General features: G+C 38.3%; 21 protein-coding genes and 1 pseudogene. 7 read left to right on the top strand and 15 right to left on the bottom strand.

The window, feature by feature from the left end:
- Nucleotides 1-69: 69 nt before the first annotated feature.
- The 4 genes from Q8G36_RS20560 to azlC form a co-directional block, all read right to left on the bottom strand.
- A complete protein-coding gene (locus Q8G36_RS20560) occupies nucleotides 70-531 on the bottom strand; it encodes a GNAT family N-acetyltransferase (RefSeq protein WP_305161673.1) in 462 nt (153 codons plus the stop codon).
- 662 nt (nucleotides 532-1,193) lie between these two features.
- Complete coding sequence (locus Q8G36_RS20555) at nucleotides 1,194-1,580, bottom strand: PaaI family thioesterase (protein ID WP_305161674.1); 387 nt, start codon at nucleotides 1,578-1,580, stop codon at nucleotides 1,194-1,196.
- Between the two features lie 25 nt (nucleotides 1,581-1,605).
- Nucleotides 1,606-1,938, bottom strand: coding sequence for a branched-chain amino acid transporter permease (locus Q8G36_RS20550; protein ID WP_305161675.1), 333 nt, complete (start codon nucleotides 1,936-1,938; stop codon nucleotides 1,606-1,608).
- Nucleotides 1,935-2,690 (bottom strand): azaleucine resistance protein AzlC, encoded by a 756-nt coding sequence (gene azlC / locus Q8G36_RS20545; protein ID WP_305161676.1) that lies wholly within the window; start codon nucleotides 2,688-2,690, stop codon nucleotides 1,935-1,937. Before azlC ends, Q8G36_RS20550 begins: the two co-directional genes overlap by 4 nt.
- Nucleotides 2,691-2,887: 197 nt before the next feature.
- Between azlC and Q8G36_RS20540 the strand changes: the two genes are divergently transcribed.
- Complete coding sequence (locus Q8G36_RS20540) at nucleotides 2,888-4,276, top strand: PLP-dependent aminotransferase family protein (RefSeq protein WP_305161677.1); 1,389 nt, start codon at nucleotides 2,888-2,890, stop codon at nucleotides 4,274-4,276.
- Nucleotides 4,277-4,349: 73 nt separating this feature from the next.
- Here Q8G36_RS20540 and Q8G36_RS29385 read toward each other — a convergent pair.
- Nucleotides 4,350-4,478: pseudogene (locus tag Q8G36_RS29385) on the bottom strand (YjcZ family sporulation protein); the annotation flags it as partial.
- A gap of 199 nt (nucleotides 4,479-4,677) precedes the next feature.
- On the opposite strand from Q8G36_RS29385, the gene Q8G36_RS20530 reads away from it, so the two are divergent.
- Nucleotides 4,678-5,148, top strand: coding sequence for a hypothetical protein (locus tag Q8G36_RS20530; protein ID WP_305161678.1), 471 nt, complete (start codon nucleotides 4,678-4,680; stop codon nucleotides 5,146-5,148).
- 248 nt (nucleotides 5,149-5,396) lie between these two features.
- On the opposite strand, the gene Q8G36_RS20525 is transcribed toward Q8G36_RS20530, so the two are convergent.
- Nucleotides 5,397-6,083, bottom strand: a complete 687-nt coding sequence (locus Q8G36_RS20525) for an MBL fold metallo-hydrolase (RefSeq protein WP_305161679.1) — start codon at nucleotides 6,081-6,083, stop codon at nucleotides 5,397-5,399.
- Nucleotides 6,084-6,290: 207 nt separating this feature from the next.
- Here Q8G36_RS20525 and Q8G36_RS20520 point away from each other — a divergent pair, with 207 nt between their 5' ends.
- Complete coding sequence (locus tag Q8G36_RS20520) at nucleotides 6,291-6,461, top strand: hypothetical protein (protein WP_305161680.1); 171 nt, start codon at nucleotides 6,291-6,293, stop codon at nucleotides 6,459-6,461.
- 237 nt (nucleotides 6,462-6,698) lie between these two features.
- Complete coding sequence (locus Q8G36_RS20515) at nucleotides 6,699-6,926, top strand: hypothetical protein (RefSeq protein ID WP_305161681.1); 228 nt, start codon at nucleotides 6,699-6,701, stop codon at nucleotides 6,924-6,926.
- A gap of 39 nt (nucleotides 6,927-6,965) precedes the next feature.
- Here Q8G36_RS20515 and Q8G36_RS20510 read toward each other — a convergent pair whose 3' ends face one another.
- Both Q8G36_RS20510 and Q8G36_RS20505 read right to left on the bottom strand, forming a co-directional pair.
- Entirely contained in the window at nucleotides 6,966-8,189 is a 1,224-nt protein-coding gene (locus Q8G36_RS20510) for a hypothetical protein (protein ID WP_336622979.1), read from the bottom strand.
- A gap of 144 nt (nucleotides 8,190-8,333) precedes the next feature.
- Nucleotides 8,334-8,654, bottom strand: coding sequence for a MazG-like family protein (locus tag Q8G36_RS20505; RefSeq protein ID WP_305161682.1), 321 nt, complete (start codon nucleotides 8,652-8,654; stop codon nucleotides 8,334-8,336).
- 97 nt (nucleotides 8,655-8,751) lie between these two features.
- Here Q8G36_RS20505 and Q8G36_RS20500 point away from each other — a divergent pair, with 97 nt between their 5' ends.
- Nucleotides 8,752-9,333: a TIGR00730 family Rossman fold protein gene (locus Q8G36_RS20500; RefSeq protein ID WP_305161683.1), complete on the top strand. Its 582-nt coding sequence runs from the start codon at nucleotides 8,752-8,754 to the stop codon at nucleotides 9,331-9,333.
- Between the two features lie 72 nt (nucleotides 9,334-9,405).
- Here Q8G36_RS20500 and Q8G36_RS20495 read toward each other — a convergent pair whose 3' ends face one another.
- The 3 genes from Q8G36_RS20495 to Q8G36_RS20485 all read right to left on the bottom strand — a co-directional run bounded on the left by Q8G36_RS20495 (nucleotide 9,406) and on the right by Q8G36_RS20485 (nucleotide 11,036).
- A complete protein-coding gene (locus Q8G36_RS20495) occupies nucleotides 9,406-9,828 on the bottom strand; it encodes an NUDIX hydrolase (protein WP_305161684.1) in 423 nt (140 codons plus the stop codon).
- A 27-nt stretch (nucleotides 9,829-9,855) separates the two neighbouring features.
- Nucleotides 9,856-10,281 carry a 3-hydroxyacyl-ACP dehydratase FabZ gene (fabZ, locus tag Q8G36_RS20490; RefSeq protein ID WP_305161685.1) on the bottom strand — a complete coding sequence of 142 codons (426 nt, stop codon included), beginning with the start codon at nucleotides 10,279-10,281 and terminating at the stop codon, nucleotides 9,856-9,858.
- Between the two features lie 140 nt (nucleotides 10,282-10,421).
- A complete protein-coding gene (locus Q8G36_RS20485) occupies nucleotides 10,422-11,036 on the bottom strand; it encodes an undecaprenyl-diphosphatase (protein WP_305161686.1) in 615 nt (204 codons plus the stop codon).
- A 322-nt stretch (nucleotides 11,037-11,358) separates the two neighbouring features.
- Between Q8G36_RS20485 and Q8G36_RS20480 the strand changes: the two genes are divergently transcribed.
- Complete coding sequence (locus tag Q8G36_RS20480; RefSeq protein ID WP_305161687.1) at nucleotides 11,359-11,883, top strand: histidine phosphatase family protein; 525 nt, start codon at nucleotides 11,359-11,361, stop codon at nucleotides 11,881-11,883.
- 613 nt (nucleotides 11,884-12,496) lie between these two features.
- Nucleotides 12,497-13,090, top strand: a complete 594-nt coding sequence (locus Q8G36_RS20475; protein WP_305161688.1) for a dienelactone hydrolase family protein — start codon at nucleotides 12,497-12,499, stop codon at nucleotides 13,088-13,090.
- A 15-nt stretch (nucleotides 13,091-13,105) separates the two neighbouring features.
- Here Q8G36_RS20475 and Q8G36_RS20470 read toward each other — a convergent pair whose 3' ends face one another.
- The 4 genes from Q8G36_RS20470 to Q8G36_RS20455 form a co-directional block, all read right to left on the bottom strand.
- Complete coding sequence (locus Q8G36_RS20470) at nucleotides 13,106-13,300, bottom strand: Fur-regulated basic protein FbpA (RefSeq protein WP_305161689.1); 195 nt, start codon at nucleotides 13,298-13,300, stop codon at nucleotides 13,106-13,108.
- 25 nt (nucleotides 13,301-13,325) lie between these two features.
- Nucleotides 13,326-13,535, bottom strand: a complete 210-nt coding sequence (locus Q8G36_RS20465) for a Fur-regulated basic protein FbpA (RefSeq protein ID WP_305161690.1) — start codon at nucleotides 13,533-13,535, stop codon at nucleotides 13,326-13,328.
- Between the two features lie 306 nt (nucleotides 13,536-13,841).
- Nucleotides 13,842-14,210 (bottom strand): DUF4440 domain-containing protein, encoded by a 369-nt coding sequence (locus Q8G36_RS20460; RefSeq protein WP_305161691.1) that lies wholly within the window; start codon nucleotides 14,208-14,210, stop codon nucleotides 13,842-13,844.
- A gap of 471 nt (nucleotides 14,211-14,681) precedes the next feature.
- Complete coding sequence (locus tag Q8G36_RS20455; RefSeq protein WP_305161692.1) at nucleotides 14,682-15,992, bottom strand: amidohydrolase family protein; 1,311 nt, start codon at nucleotides 15,990-15,992, stop codon at nucleotides 14,682-14,684.
- Between the last annotated feature and the right edge of the window lie 6 nt (nucleotides 15,993-15,998).

The following is a 15,998-nucleotide window of genomic DNA, read 5'->3' as shown; positions in this document are numbered from 1 at the left end:
ATATGAAAAAGGATGCCTCAGGAACCTTCTTAATCTAATTAAACCACCTTAGTTAAATAAGAAACATAGTTATTTTATAGGAAGAAACCATACATCTTCTTCTCCATATACATCTCCTGTGGGAAGAAAGCCAAAACGTTTATATAGTTCACGAGCATTTTCGTTATCTCTAAATACGGTTAGACGAATTTCTTTACAAATCGTAAACTTATTTGCTATCCAATGAACCATCTCAGTCAGTGCCGCCCTACCATATCCTTTACCTTGATATCTCTCATCAATGATGAATCCGTTAATCCAATACATATTCGTCGTATTTTCATCGTAAGCATGCATGATAAAACCGACCATTATCTCTTTGTCATAGATGGCAAAGGGCAAATAAACAATATTATCCCCGTCCGGTTTAATATAAACTTTGGCAAGTGATACGGCTACTGACGGTACAAAGTTACTTTGCTGCTTCTTAACTTTCAGTGCTAACGCCTCTTCCCAATTTTCTCTCGTAACACTTTTCAAATGCACTTTCATAAATTTCACCTCTAATCTTAATCTGAGATAACCACTTTATTAAATTCCCTACTGGCACTGAAATACCTTGTTTAACTAACCTGCCACTTTATTTGCATAAGAAAAATCTGCCTAGATGACAGATCTGATTTACTGCTATTGCACATGTTACTTCTATATAAAGTTTGATGGAGTGCCAGAAAATCCCCCTAACAATCACATAGGAATGTACCTTTTTGTTAGATATACAAATATCACAAGGAATAACTAAAGACCATAATAAATTGCTTAAGGCTATTAATCTGTTGTTTGAAAAAGAACCTGATACCACTCCAATTGGGTTAAGAACAAATGGTAGCATCCCATAAGATTCTTCAATTTTAAAGAGCAAATAGGGAATCCAAGAAACGATTCCACAGAGTAATTGCGTGACAGATAGCCAAAAGTATATCTTTGTTTTTGGATTGACTTGACTCATATTCCAGCGCCTATCAAAATAACAATATCCTAATATTAACATACCTTCCAAATAAAGTTACCTAATGAACCTGCCCCATTACCTCCATAAGAAAAAGCTGTCTCAATGACAGCTATGATCAATAACTATTAGACTGCTTAATCTTGTTCATCAAGATCAATAAAATAATGATCCTTACGATAGGACACTGCCTCCATGGTTGCTATCAGGTTTGCTTATGCAAGACGTCTATTCGATAGAATCCTGTCCGATAGTTTCGTTTAACTTCCGTTGCACGTGCTACTATCTTGTCTCCGGGTTTGGCTGATTCAATAAACTGGATTGTTGTCGAGAGTCCCAATGATGTTTTGCCATAAGCATTACAGGCTACGGAAAAAGCATGATCTGCTACAGCATAAATAACTGCCCCGTGAACAGTTCCATATGCATTTACCATAGTGCTTTGCACTTCTAGGGTTGCTTCTGCAAAACCTGCTTCGAATATAGTTAACTGAATGCCTAACGACTGAGCATACGGATCGTTTTTCACTTGCTCATGAATTGGTTCATAGTGTTTTTCATATACTTGATATTCATCAATTTTCTTCTTCACTATTACCTGCCCCTTTGATTGAATATTACCAAACCAATTGAACCAGCATCATGTAGACAATCGTTCCCCCTGCAATGGAGAGGAGCATGTTTTTCTTCCAAAAGTGAAGCAGGGCAACTACAGCTACCGCAATAAATTCGGGGATGCCGTGACTTCCCGATTGTAAGCTTACATCCTTTAAACAATAAATGACCAAAAGCCCAATTACCGCAGATGGCAGCATTTTACCGAGATACTGTACATACTTCGGTGTGGGTTTACCTGATGGGAAAACGATGAAGGGAAGAAATCTTGTAAGCATTGTACCTAAAACAACCATCGCGATTGTAATGATTTGCTGCGTTAAAGTCATTGTCATATGGTTCTCACCTCAACTTTCTCTAACGGCTTTCTAAGTAAGGTAAGTACCCCCAAAATGGCAAACATAGCAGGGATAATGAAATGGCTTCCGCCAAAAATAATAAGGCAGACAGCTGACAGCCCAAGCCCAGCGAGAGCACTATGATGTTTTTTCTCTTTCATCCATTGTTCAATGAAAATCACTACAAAGAGAGCCGTCATAACAAAATCGAGTCCTTCTGTATTGAATTTGACAAGTGAGCCAAAAATGCCGCCAATCGCTGATCCTATCACCCAATAGCAATGATTGAGCAGTGTCACGAAGAACATAAACCAGCCCTTATCCACATCCTTCGGAACATCAACGGTACAATTGATGGAAAAAGACTCATCGCAAAGCCCAAAAATCAGATACAGCTTTTTCTTCCCGGTCCCCCTATATTTATCAAGCATGGATATGCCATAAAACAAATGCCGTGCATTCACCATTAAGGTTAGAAAAAGGGCGTTAATCGGATTGAACGCGACAAGCAATAAATTGGCTGCAATAAACTCCATTGATCCTGCAAATATTGTTAGACTCATCAAAATCGGGTAAATCGCACTGAAACCTAATGAATTCATAAAGATTCCATAAGCGATGCCTAAAAATAAAAAGCCTGCAAAAATCGGCACTGTGTACGGAAAAGCTGCACGAAATGCAGTTATGATTTGAGTTCTTTTTTTCATGTAATTCACATCCTGATGGCTAAATTTATTTAAACTTAACATACAAAATCCGTACAAAAAACAAGTTAATTGTATGGATTACAATTAAAATAAAATTCCCCCATTTTATCAAAATGGGGGGTCTGATAGGCTAATCACCTTATATTCATTTAAAGCCAACTCAAATCATACCGTTTCATCAGTAGAATTCCATACAAAGAGTGATATGATTGTATGGAATAAGATAGTAGAGGTGAACTATGCCCGTAAATTCATTTGACAATTATCCAATGTCTTGGAAACCTGATAAGAAAGCATTAAAGCGTCCTTTTTATAAATCTCTTGCATCATTACTTGAACAAGATATAACAAATGGTTTTTTAGCGCCTGGAACCAAGTTGCCCCCGCAACGAGAATTGGCAGATTTTCTAGACTTAAACTTCACCACGATTACCCGTGCCTACAAAATATGCGAGGTAAAGGGATTGATTTATGCCGTTACGGGCAGCGGAACCTTTGTGGCTCCTAATGCCACCCGTTCTATAACCATTTCCGCAGATAAAACGGCAAACAGCATTGATCTTGGTTTTGTGGCATCTTTTGAGCAAACCAATGATATTGTATCAGAAACCATTCAAAAAACCGTGAACAAAAGTTATTTGGAGCAGCTACTGAATTACAACGATCCGACTGGAATTCCACATCAAAAAACAGCAGCTCTAAACTGGATGGAATCTTTCGGCATTCACGCGGATCAAGAGCATATAGCAATCGTTTCCGGTGCCCAAAATGCATTGGCTATAGCCTTGGCTGCTTTGTTTGAGCCTGGCAATAGAATTGCAACCGACTTATACACCTATTCAAACTTTATCGAGTTGGCAAAGATGTTTCATATTAAGTTAGTGCCCATTCCCGGAGACCAATTTGGAATGATGCCAGATGAACTTGAAAAGCAGTGTTGCCAAATAAATATTGACGGCATTTTCCTGATGCCCTCTTGCAACAATCCAACCACAATCATGATGTCAGATATTCGAAAGCAAGAATTAGCTGCGGTCATCCGTAAGCATCGTTTAATTTTGATTGAGGATGATATTCATGCATTTCTGACGGCAGGCATTATCTCTGACTACCGGCAGCCAATGTTCCATTTACTCTCAGAACAGAGCGTTTATATTTGCGGCACCTCTAAGTCAATATGTTCTGGATTGAGAGTTGCCTATATGGTTTATGGAGAGGCCTTTCGCGAGAAAATTGCCCAGGCCATTTTCAACATTAATGTAAAGACCTCTTCTTTTGATGCAGAAGTTATCACACAGCTAATCCTATCAGGAAAGGCTCATGAAATTGTTTCTCAAAAGAAACAGCTTGCACAGACTGCAAATGATATTTATTCGGAATATTTTCCTTTAAGAAAGGATGTTGGACATCCTCTCAGTCTTTATCGTTGGCTTCCAATTAAAGGACATAACGATGCGTTACAGCTGGAAACGGATTTGAAAAGGCGCGGTATTAGAGTTTTTCATTCCAATCGTTTTCAAAGCGGGCAGACCACCCCTGATATGTACTTGCGTATTGCACTTTCTTCTACAAACTCATTCGATGAGTTAAAAATAGGATTAGAAATATTAAAACAGTATCTCGACTGATTCAAAAATTGATGATATTTAGATTAAATTTAAAAAGCCCGACCAATAAAAGTCGGGCTTTTTTATCCCCATCTCCCGCCTTAAAACAACTACATCCAACAATGATTAAGAGTATCAACAAAACGACTATAAAGGCGAAACCTCCACCAAATCCAAAATAAAAATGACAGCAATAGTCTCCATCTCTGTTAGAGGATAAAATGTTGGATTTATATGTATTTTTTCATATAGGCGGTAAAGGTACATATTCAGTTGACATTTAAGAATAAGTTATCCATGTTTAACCTTTGCAATATTATTTGAACTGGACAAAATTAATAAACATATGATGGATAATACAATTTCATTAATTTCGATCCTAAATGATAACTATAAAATGTACTGAAAGAGGAGATGTTTTTTTGTATCCGAATGATTATTATTATCGAGTAAACAACTGGGAACCTATTTTATATATGTTACATCAAAGTTTATATGCTGAAGAAATGGTATGTACTATGAGTAGTGAGCTTTTCCATATACCAGAAACCAAAGATTTAAAAGGAAATCGCGAGATGCATAACCATCTAATCCCTGCTTCATATCACCGTGTAACCGCAGTGGGATCAGCCCAAAGGCTAAAAAATGGTGAGCAACAGCAAACCATTATAGAAACAATGACAACTTGTATAATAAACGCTGAAACCCAAGATAAAAAAGTAAGTGAAGGATTAAAAATAATGGAGGAAAATGCAAGACCTGAATATATGGCCTTTATTAAAGTGATTATCAAATGGCAAGAACAAGCAGAATCCTATTTAAATCAAGCAAAAGAAGCTTTAAGAACTATGGGGGTTTCATTTCCTGCTGGAAGTGAACAGCAGAATTATTAATATAATATGATTCTACAAAAATCTTCAAACTAGCAAACAATATAGATTCCGAAGGTTATATCCCCCACCTTTGCTTGACCGAACTGTAAAAATTCGGTTTTTACGTAGTAATAATTTTAAAACTTCAAACACATTTACCCCCTTCCTGTTTTAGATGGGGGTTTCATTTCTAGCCCTTAACTATCCTGCCCCTTCAGTTCATATGAAAAAGCTGCCTAAAGACAGCTCCGATCTTAAGCAAAACCCAATTATAAAGTGAATTTCCCACCATGATAACAATAGTAATTTTCAGCTTTAAGATTTTTAATCTTTCTTAAAGACTGTTCTGCTTCCTCAAGATTTAAACAAAAGTGTGGATTAGCAATGACCAATTCATGATTCTCCATAACAGCTGCATCACCTGTTATAACACTTTTTAAACTTGGAAAATATAATGAAATATGCCCTGAAGAATGCCCTGGTGTTGCTACTACTCTACATTCGTTATCTAAAATCAGATCACCATCGTGTACCTTTTCATCAATCGAAACATGCTTCAAATTCTTTAATTGTTGTATAAACCATTTACCGAATTCGATTTCTTGATTTGGCATATTTTCAAGCATTTCTTCGGCTTGAACCAATCTCTCTGACTTCATTTCACCACTAATATATTTTGATTCAATTTCACTGGCTATAATGTTAATCCAAGGATACTTTTCCTTGAAATCATATAAGGAACCTATATGATCAATATCATAATGAGTAATGATCATGTTCTTTAAATTCTTCATTTCATAACCATTTTTCATCATTTCATTTTCAATTAAAGGTAAAAAATTAGGATACCCAGTATCGACCAAAGTCAGTTCATTCCTCAATATAATCAAGCTAGGATTAATGTAATTTTTTTGTCCATTAAATTCAAATTCAATTGGCAGTTCTATTATCTTCATCTTCCCTCCACACCTCCCGTTTATGATAACCGAATATTCTATACATTCTTCAACTATTCATTTTAACAAAATCTCCCTTTACCTGTCCCTTCAATTGCATAACAAAAAGGTTGTCGCAAACAAACTAGTTGTTGAAATAAGCACCTGTTAGTTGAAGAAAGAAGATATAATTAAAATATTCAATGTATCGAAAGGAAGGTAAGGATATTGTTAAATCAAGATTTAGAGAAGATTCTTAGAAGATTTGCAGCACTTGAAACTAATGAGATTGAAATAACGTTTGAGGGTGAAAAAGAGGAAAAGACATCCGTTTCTTTTCATCTATTTTCTAAAGAGTTAATGAGAGTGGAAGCTAAAAAATACTTAACCCATATATAATGGAAAGGTCTTTACCCTCCCTATTACTTTTTGCCCACTATTAAAAACATTGGCTTCTCTCACTTCTACTGCCTCCAAAGTAATACACTCTCAAATTTAAACAATGAATATAGAATCCTTAAACGCTCTCCGCCAATGTGTGAATGCCCATTAGTTCCAATTCTTCTATTTTAGCGCAAAATAATTACTTTACTCTTGAGATTGAGCGATATATTCGTGGGTTTGGGCGATATACTCGTGGATTTGCGCTGTTTACTTGGGAGTTTGCGCTGTTTACTCGTGACTTTTGCTGTTTTACTCGTGAATTTGCGCTGTATACTCGTGACTTTGCGCTGTTTACTCGTGACTTTTGCTGTTTTACTCGTGAGTTTGCGCTGTTTACTCGTGACTTTTGCTGTTTTACTCGTGACTGCGCTATTTACTCGTGAGTTTCAGCTGTTTACCCGTGAATTCGTATTTTATTAAGAAAGCAGCGATTCCCTTAAGAATCGCTGCTTCCCCTATTTATGCTCCTGCCCAAACATCTTTCGCATATCTGCCATTCTCCTCTAATGATTGCAGCCATTCTGTGGCTTCTTCTCTCGGTGTTTGATAGATATGCATATAGCTGTCGATTAAGGTTTGTTCAACATCAGGCGCCATTTTGCTTCCGTCTCCGCAGATGTATAGGTGTCCTCCTTCTTTTAATAAAGGAAGGATGTCATGGGCGTTTTCCGCTAATCGGTTCTGGACATATGTTTTTTCTTGACCGGGACATCTGGAGAAAGCGGTGTGCAGTGTTACAAGGCCCTCTTGTTCGGCTTGCACGAGTTCTTCTTGATAGAGGAAATCGTGTTCAGGATTACGGCATCCAAAGTAAAGGTGGGCTGTCCCTAGCGTTTCACCTTTTTTCTTTAAAACGCGACGTGCCTGTATGAATCCCCTGAATGGTGCAATTCCTGTTCCAGGACCAATCATAATGATAGGTTTTCCTGTTTGCTCTGGGAGCTGGAAATTGGATTGCGGCGTATTGATAAAGCAGGCCATTTTGTCTCCTTGGGAGCGTTCAGCCAAATAATTCGATGCAATTCCTTTGTATTCCCCGTTGCCGCTCAAAGCTTCTCCACGGACGACGCTGACGGTGATGCTTGCTTCTCCTTCGTTGTGGAGTGGTGAGCTTGAGATAGAATAGTATTTTGCTTTTAAAGGTGGCAGTAAAGCCAGGAAATGTTCAAATGGGATTTCACATGCAAGATACTTTTCTATAAGGTCAAGCATGGTTATGCGCTTGTTCAGGATTTCTTGTTTATAGGTACTGTCCAAAAGAAGATCTTCAAGTTCTTTTACATGTGGAGGACATACCGTATGAGTGGCAAGCGCCCGAATTTGAGACCGGGTGGCGGGTTCTTGGAACTCCACATAGTTTGATAGTAACTCTTCTAGTTTTACCGGTTTTCCTGTAGGAAGATGGGCAGCTTTTCCGGAATCCCCAGTCAGATTCACGCATTCTTGGCCGTTTAGGTTAAATCGACTGAGCACTCGCTCGACAAGTTCCGTTGGATTTTGTGGAAGAACCCCGAGATGATCGCCTTCCTGATAATGTATTCCCTCTGGCAGAGTTAATTCTATATGCCGTGTACTTCTTCCGCTATCTACGTGTTGTAATTCAAAATTCCTTTTTACAATGGCAGTAAAAGCATGATGGGTGCGGGCAAGTGGTGTGCCGCTCACATCACTTACGAAGTTCATCGTAATCGAGCCAGTAGATTACCGGGTTCATGCCCTCAAGGTTGCCTAATTAAATAAAGTGTCTAACTTTTTGGGTTCACTTCAGTCACAGCTCTTCAAGTTTAAAAACAGGATGTTTTTCATGTACACCAATAATGACGGAAATTATGCATTATGATAGCGTTCGGATAGTTTCTTTTTATGGGCATTAAACACTTCTTCCAATGGAATATCGTACTTGTTCGCAATCACAATCAAGTTACCTAGCACATCTCCCAATTCTTCGGTTAACTCCTGTTTGTTCTCTTCAAACGAACCAATAACTTCATCAGGTCTATCCCTGCCAATCTCAAGGGAGCGAATGGCTCGTGCCACCTCGCCAGTTTCTTCTGCCAAAAAGCCAATGCGAATGAAAATGTCCAATTCTGACCATCCTCGTGCTTCATAATAATCTTTTACCCATTGTTGAAATTCAGTGACGTTCATATTCATCCACCTTTCATTTAGATAATTCAAGTTTAACAAATCCCCCTGAATTATGTATGATAAGAAAGGAAGATTACTAAATGGGAGATGTGATATTTTGAAAAGTCTAGCTATATTTTGCGGATCAAGCAACGGAGCATCTGCTGTCTATGTAGAAGAGGCTAAAAAACTGGGTGCGGAACTGGCAAAACGTAAGATTACCCTTGTTTATGGAGGCTCAAGTGTAGGAATCATGGGTGCAGTTGCAGATTCCGTTTTGGAAGCAGGCGGAAATGTAATTGGCGTAATGCCAGATTTTCTAGAAAAAAAGGAAATAGCTCATAAGAACTTAACCGAACTGATTGTCGTGGAAACCATGCATGAAAGAAAAGCTAAAATGGCTGAGCTTGCAGATGGGTTCATTGCCTTGCCAGGCGGGCCAGGAACATTGGAAGAATTCTTTGAGATTTTCACTTGGGCTCAGCTTGGTCTTCATCATAAACCTTGCGGACTCTTAAATATCAATCACTATTATGATCCTTTGGTCGCTTTATTCAACCATATGTCCGACGAACAGTTCCTTCATGAAAAATTCCGTTCCATGGCGCTGGTAGATGTTGAACCAAATGGACTTCTTGATCAATTTAATACATATGAACCGCCAACCGTAAAAACTTTCATTACCGAAAACCAAACCTGATCATAAAAAAACAACCGGCCAAGTTCAATAATGACCTTGGCCGGTTTTGATAAACTGCTGCGCACTGAAGGGTTAGGTAAATATCAGGTTTAAATAATCTCCATGCCCTTTAATAAGTTGCACTTCATGTTCGGATGAAATCCAGTAAAAATGGAATGACAGCCCCTCTTCATCTCCTCCACCCGTTGGCTGATAGTCCCATTCATCAAGAACATTTGATACACTTATTTGATAAAAATATCTATTATGTATGGTACCATCAGCGTTCACCCAAAAATCTTCTGCAATTAATTTCTCCACATGAAAATTTTCCAGACCTGTTTCTTCTTTCATTTCCCTAATCACCGCTTGGTAAGCATCTTCTTGAGGCTTCACTGTTCCCTTGGGTATCTGTATACCCGCTTCACTAATGGGATGTTGAAAAACCAATACCTGTGTTTCTCCATTTTTGATTCTTGTCACATACCCGTAAGCTTTTTTTATCGGCTTCACCATCATTCCCCCGTGATTGCACATGATAGCTCAATCACCAAAAGCAAATATGAGCTCTGTCTCGCATACAGTTTCTCCATCGACAGTAGCCCTTCCTTTTCCTTTACCGATAGGACCTTTCAAGCGAGTAATCTCCACTTCTAAACGTAATTGGTCCCCTGGTCTTACTTGCCTTTTAAAACGACATCCATCGATCCCAGCCAAAAGCCCGATCCGCCCTTTATTTTCTTCTTTTGTAAGCATGACAACAGCACTTACCTGTGCTAATGCCTCCACGATCAATACACCTGGCATCACTGGGTAATCGGGAAAGTGACCAGTAAAAAACTCTTCATTGGCTGTTACGTTTTTAACGGCCACCGCCCTCTTTCCTTCTTCCCATTCCAAAACTCTATCAACTAAAAGAAATGGATAGCGATGCCTGATAATGTCTTTGATTTCTTGGATATCAATCAATATTAAGTCCCCCATTGCGATGGATTGTTTTCACTTAATTTTACCATCCGTATCATCATATGGATATTTTTGTATTTACCACACTACACTTCGTTCAACAAAAAAAAGGCTGCCTGAGCAACCCTGTTTTTTGATCTCGCTTAAAAGTCCTTTGATTTTTTTTCCTTCGATTTAGTCAATGGGGATAGTACCATTTGTTCATATCTCTCATAACCCGCTAATATTGTATGAACCAAGCTTATTTTAGGAATAACAAGGTAAACCATCAAGCCTGAAATGGCGCTTAGTATAGCTCCTGCCAGTACATCCGCCGGAAAGTGGACACCTACCCAAATACGGGAAATGCCAACAAGGAAAGCCAGCATGATCCATAACAACCACCATCCTCTTTTGAAAAGCCAAAAGGATACACAAAACGAGAAAAACAAGATGGTATGGTCGCTTGGAAATGAATTATCCACTGCTTTTTCAATTAACTTATGAACATTGTCCAATTCGGCAAATGGCTGATTGTTCGAATGCAATCTCCCTGCCATTTTCCCCAACATTTCAGCTATTACAAACGTAATCATCCCACAAACAACCATCATCCTACTCTGTTGATTTCGAGTGAACCATATTAACATGACTGCCAAAGCTAAAAAAAATACCATGTACTCGGCAATGAAAATGGCAGAAGGGTTTAAATAATCGTACTGTTTCCCTAAGTCATTGATCATTCTGAATACATTGGTATTCCACTCAAAAAAGTCCATTTCATATCCAACCTTCCTCTTTTTCTTACATATTAAAGAGAAAGGAAATATATCGCCATCGTTCTTCCTAACAGTTTAAGCTACCATCTTACAATATTGTCACATGGTTGTTTTGCTATTTCAAGGCTTAACTTATCTTCACGGAATGCTGAAGCTTACTTGTTAAAAGCACCACAATCATATATTCGTGTAAAAAAAAGGACATGATACGATCTTATAACTAGAGTTATGACTAATAGCTCAAGTTTTATTCTTTTAAAGGTTTTATTAAAGTTGAATAGAATTATAAATTGGAATAAATAAACAAAATCGAGGTGATATCTTGCAGATATTATTAATTCGGCATGGTGAGTCAGAAGACGATTTTCTAGAAGAAAATTATGAAGGAACTACTGATTTACCACTAACCATTAAGGGAATTGAACAAGTGGAAAAAATGTGCAGACGTGTATCCGAAGAGTTTCCACCAGAATTCATATGGTCAAGTACCTTGCTCCGTGCTAGTAAAACTGCCGAAACTTTATCAAATACTATCAAATGTCCAGTAACATTCTTGGAAGATTTACGAGAGATGCAGGATGGGGAGAATAATTTAGATTTTAGATTACGAGCTCAAAATGTACTCGCTTATATTAGAGAGAACAGTGCAAATTATAAACGAATTGCCATTATATCCCACGGAGGGGTGATTACTAAAATAATTGAAAGCTTTCTTCAATTACCACCCGCAATTAATGATGTGTGGTTCAATTCTCATAATACAGGAATACATCTTCTTGAGTATACTGATCATCCATACAAACTTATAAGGTTTTTAAATAGTACTACGCATCTGGAATATAGCTAACGTGTCAGTCTTTTCCCCTGTATATTACATAAAGAAAAAGCTGCCTTAAGACAGCCCTTATCCATTGGACGCTTCTGTGTAGCTACACACTGATTAAAAAAGGTTTTTTATGGAGATTCGTTGAATTCTTAGGTAAGATTCAACAAAAGGCGGAAAAGTATGAAAATCAATAAATTCTCCTATTTACCCTAAGGTTAACAATGTTTTTATTCATGTTAAAGATTTAAAAAAATCAGTTGGATGGTATTGTAATCTCCTTGGCATTCCTCATAATAGTGATTCTGTAGAATCGTCGGTTTACACTATCCCTATAACATATGAAACTGGATTAACGTTAGATGACCATACATTTGATCCTGATTTTAGATTCGAACCATCCAACAATGTATTGTATAATTTTTACGTAAAGGATATAGACGAAGCCTATAAATTCATTAAAGGTAATAACATATGAATTATTAAAGAAATAGTGCGTATTGGAGATTTTGCTTATTTTGACTTTCAAGATCCTGATGGTAATGTACTTAAGATTTGTAATTGTTAATGATGAAAAGAATTGGTTGGCTTTTATCTATCTAGTTTTTAATTTTTATACAGTTTGGGGAGGTTAAACATGCTGCACATTCAGAAAGATTCCGATACTGTCATCATTGTCATTCACGAAATATATGGACTGAACCAACATATGCAGGGTTTTTGTGAGTCATTATCGAAACAGGGTTTTGATGTGATCTGTCCGAATTTGTTAGGACGGAAGACGCCTTTTGATTATTCCCAAGAGGAAGCTGCTTACCGGCATTTTATGGAGAACGTAGGTTTCACAAACGCTTTGCATAAGATAAAGGAAATAGGATCGAATATTAAAGATGAATACCAAAAGATTTTCATCCTTGGATTCAGTGCAGGGGCAACTGTAGCTTGGCTGTGCAGTGAGGAAGAATGGGTCGATGGGATAGTTGGATACTACGGTTCCCGTATTAGGAATTATTTAGAATTAACGCCACAATGCCCTGCACTGCTATTCTTTCCGCAAGAAGAATCAGCATTTAATGTGGACGAATTGATTTCAGCTTTAGAGAGAAAGAATATCGAAGTGCATAAATTCAACGGAAAACACGGATTCAGTGACCCTTACAGTTCAAAATATCATGTAGAATCAGCACAGAAAGCCGTTAGCAAAATGATGAAATTTTTTATGATGAATTGAGGTACCCCATTCAACCTAATGCCGTTTTGTATTGATCCATTGTATCGAACCCGCATCACTATGGGGATGGCAATCATTCTGAACCTTTTTATATTCTGTTTCCAATTCTTTTAAGGTTAACTTCATAAGCTGTTCCACACTCTTATTTACAGTATGGATCATAAGTTTATAGATTAATTCCTTCCGCCTTTCTTCCACGCCCTTCCTCATTTCACCCTCTCCTTTTATTCCGATATTATATGAAATGATGGATCCTCAGACAGGGGGAATGATCATCGGATTCCTTCTCTTCGATTTTACTTATTTTAATATATTCATTCTCTAAATCGGTTAAGGTTAATTCAAATAGATGGATGTCATTCTTTTTATAAACTCCCTTGTTAATCAACTCGTTGATTAGGAAGTTTCTTTTTTTCTCAATCGCTTTACGTAATAATATCCCCATGATAAACCCTCCTTTTTTATATGAACAACTATGGTATTGAAACAGAACCTTTCGCTTTACTCATTCACAAAAAAACCGGAGACACTCTTTACATGAAAGAAAAGTCTCCGGTTTTCCGGTCAATTAACCTATAATTCCTATTTAAATACTTGGTATTACTATTTCTAATAATACTAACTCTGTGCTCCGTAGTCAACAAAAATTCCCTGCATCTTATTTATTTTTGCTTCGCTTCATGTATACAAAACTCATTTTCTTACGCTCTTTTATGATATTTCACTATTTTCTTTTTCATAAATAAAAGGCTTAAAGATGTCCTTTCGTTTTTGTGCCTTGATGAAAAAACATTTGCCATCTTCCATTCGTACATTTCCAGATTGAACTCCTTAGGGTATGTTCCACTTTATCTTCATCAAAAATCCGGTACGTGGTTAACACGGTATCATCAGACAATTGATGCATCTCAAATTGACTTAGTGTCATTTTCACCGCTCCGGCTCCCTCTTGCCCCAAAAAATCGCTTTTAGACCATATGTTACCCGAACTGCCGAACTCGAAGAAATCATCTTTCAATAATAATGAAAGCTCTTCTGGGGATGTACGGACTTCAGATTTTAACAATTTCTCCTCCAGCTTATGCAAATGCTCTTTTAACAATGAAGATTCACTTTCCATTCATCTTGTCCTCCTTTTTCAACGATTTCCCCCTAACCCAAAATTAGGAAATGGTGTGTGATTTTTCATATGACAGTGAAATTCATGTCCATTCTGTCAAAGATTTTTTTCCAGTTGCTTGGTGATTACCAGTTGGCTAATATTTGCGGTCAGCAGCGTTTTTTTCATTTTTTACCGTTTTGCCATACCTATTTTCTTATTAATATTTTTAACCGGCTTACTTTGTTTCCACATTTCCAAGAAACTGGACTCACGACGGATTTCTAAGTGTTAAGAACAATTTATTCCACAATACTAGCGGGAATTCCTTTATGACTGCCATTCGATACGATTTATTCCTTACTAAAACCGAATAATATGGTCCTAAAACCGATTAATTCGACCTCCACACCATTCCCTGCCCTTCCATAAAAAAAGGAGCTGCAAATGGCAGCTCCTTCTTCTGTGCATCCGTTTGTTCTCCCATCAGTGTTATCGTGATAGGGTACCTTGCAGACGATTCGTTTCGGCAATCACTTTTTCTTCATCGATCGTTAAGCATCGGCCATCTTTCACGACCATTTTGCCATCGATGTATACATCACATACGTCATTTCCGCGTGCTGCATAAAGCAGGTGCGAATAGGCTTCACTCAGTGGCTGCAGGTGTTCTTTGTTATATGGGTAAATGGTGATGAAATCCGCTTTTTTACCAGCTTCCAGTGATCCTGTGTGACCCATGCCTATCGCTTCGGCGCCCATTCTTGTGGCCATGGCGAGTGCTGTTTGTGCAGGGAATTTTGTGGCATCCTTATACATTCCTTTTTGCAGTAATGCGGCTGTCCTCATTTCTTCGAACATATCGAAGTTGTTATTGGAGGCGACGCCATCTGTTGCCACTCCCACTTTAATGCCTGCATCAAGAAGGCTGACGACATCTGCTATCCCAGATCCGAGCTTCAGGTTACTGATTGGATTATGGGCAACGCGAACATCATGCTGTTTTAGGATCGCCCGCTCTTCATCATTAAGGACCACTCCATGTGCCATCACGGTAGGCTGATCGAACAGGCCTAGACGGCGAAGGTGCTCGACAGGACGGGATCCGTACCGTTTTTCGATGTCGAGGATTTCAAAGTCCGTTTCCGATACGTGGATGTGCACCATCAAATCATTCTCTTTTGCAATTCGTGCACTTTCCATGATCGCTTCAGGTGTGCAGGCGTATGGGCTATGTGGTGCGACCATGGTAGTCAGGCGGCCATCGGCAAATGCTTTATAGTTTTTTGAAAACTGCTCAGCCCCCATGAGGTTCGCTTTCTGGTCTTTTTCGGTACCCAAGCTGAAGATCGTATAGGAAAAGGCTCCGCGCATTCCTGTTTCGCCTATCGTCTCCATGACAGCACCTGCATCTATTCCATTAGGATTGAACATATCCGAAAATGTCGTGGTTCCTGATTTCATCATTTCCATAATGCCTAGCTGTGAACTTACAGAGGCGATTTCCGTTGTAAACTGGCTTTCGATCGGCCATATTTTCGTTTCAAGCCATGGCTTCAGCAGCATATCGTCCCCGATACCGCGTAAAAGGGTCATTACAATATGCGAATGGGCATTCACAAGGCCTGGCATGATCCATTTCCCGCCAAGGTTGACCACTTGATCTGCATCTGCCAATTGTTGTTCATCCTGCTGGCCGATGTAGGATATGGTATGATCTTGTACAATCATCATGCCGTTTTCAATGATTTGGTTTTCCTTGTCCATCGTAAAAAATGTAGCATTCACATATATTGTTTTCATAAGTAT

Origin of the sequence: Peribacillus frigoritolerans (assembly GCF_030676415.1) — a bacterium.
Classification (GTDB): Bacteria; Bacillota; Bacilli; order Bacillales; family DSM-1321; genus Peribacillus; species Peribacillus frigoritolerans_A.
This window is presented reverse-complemented; position numbering and strand designations above follow the sequence as displayed.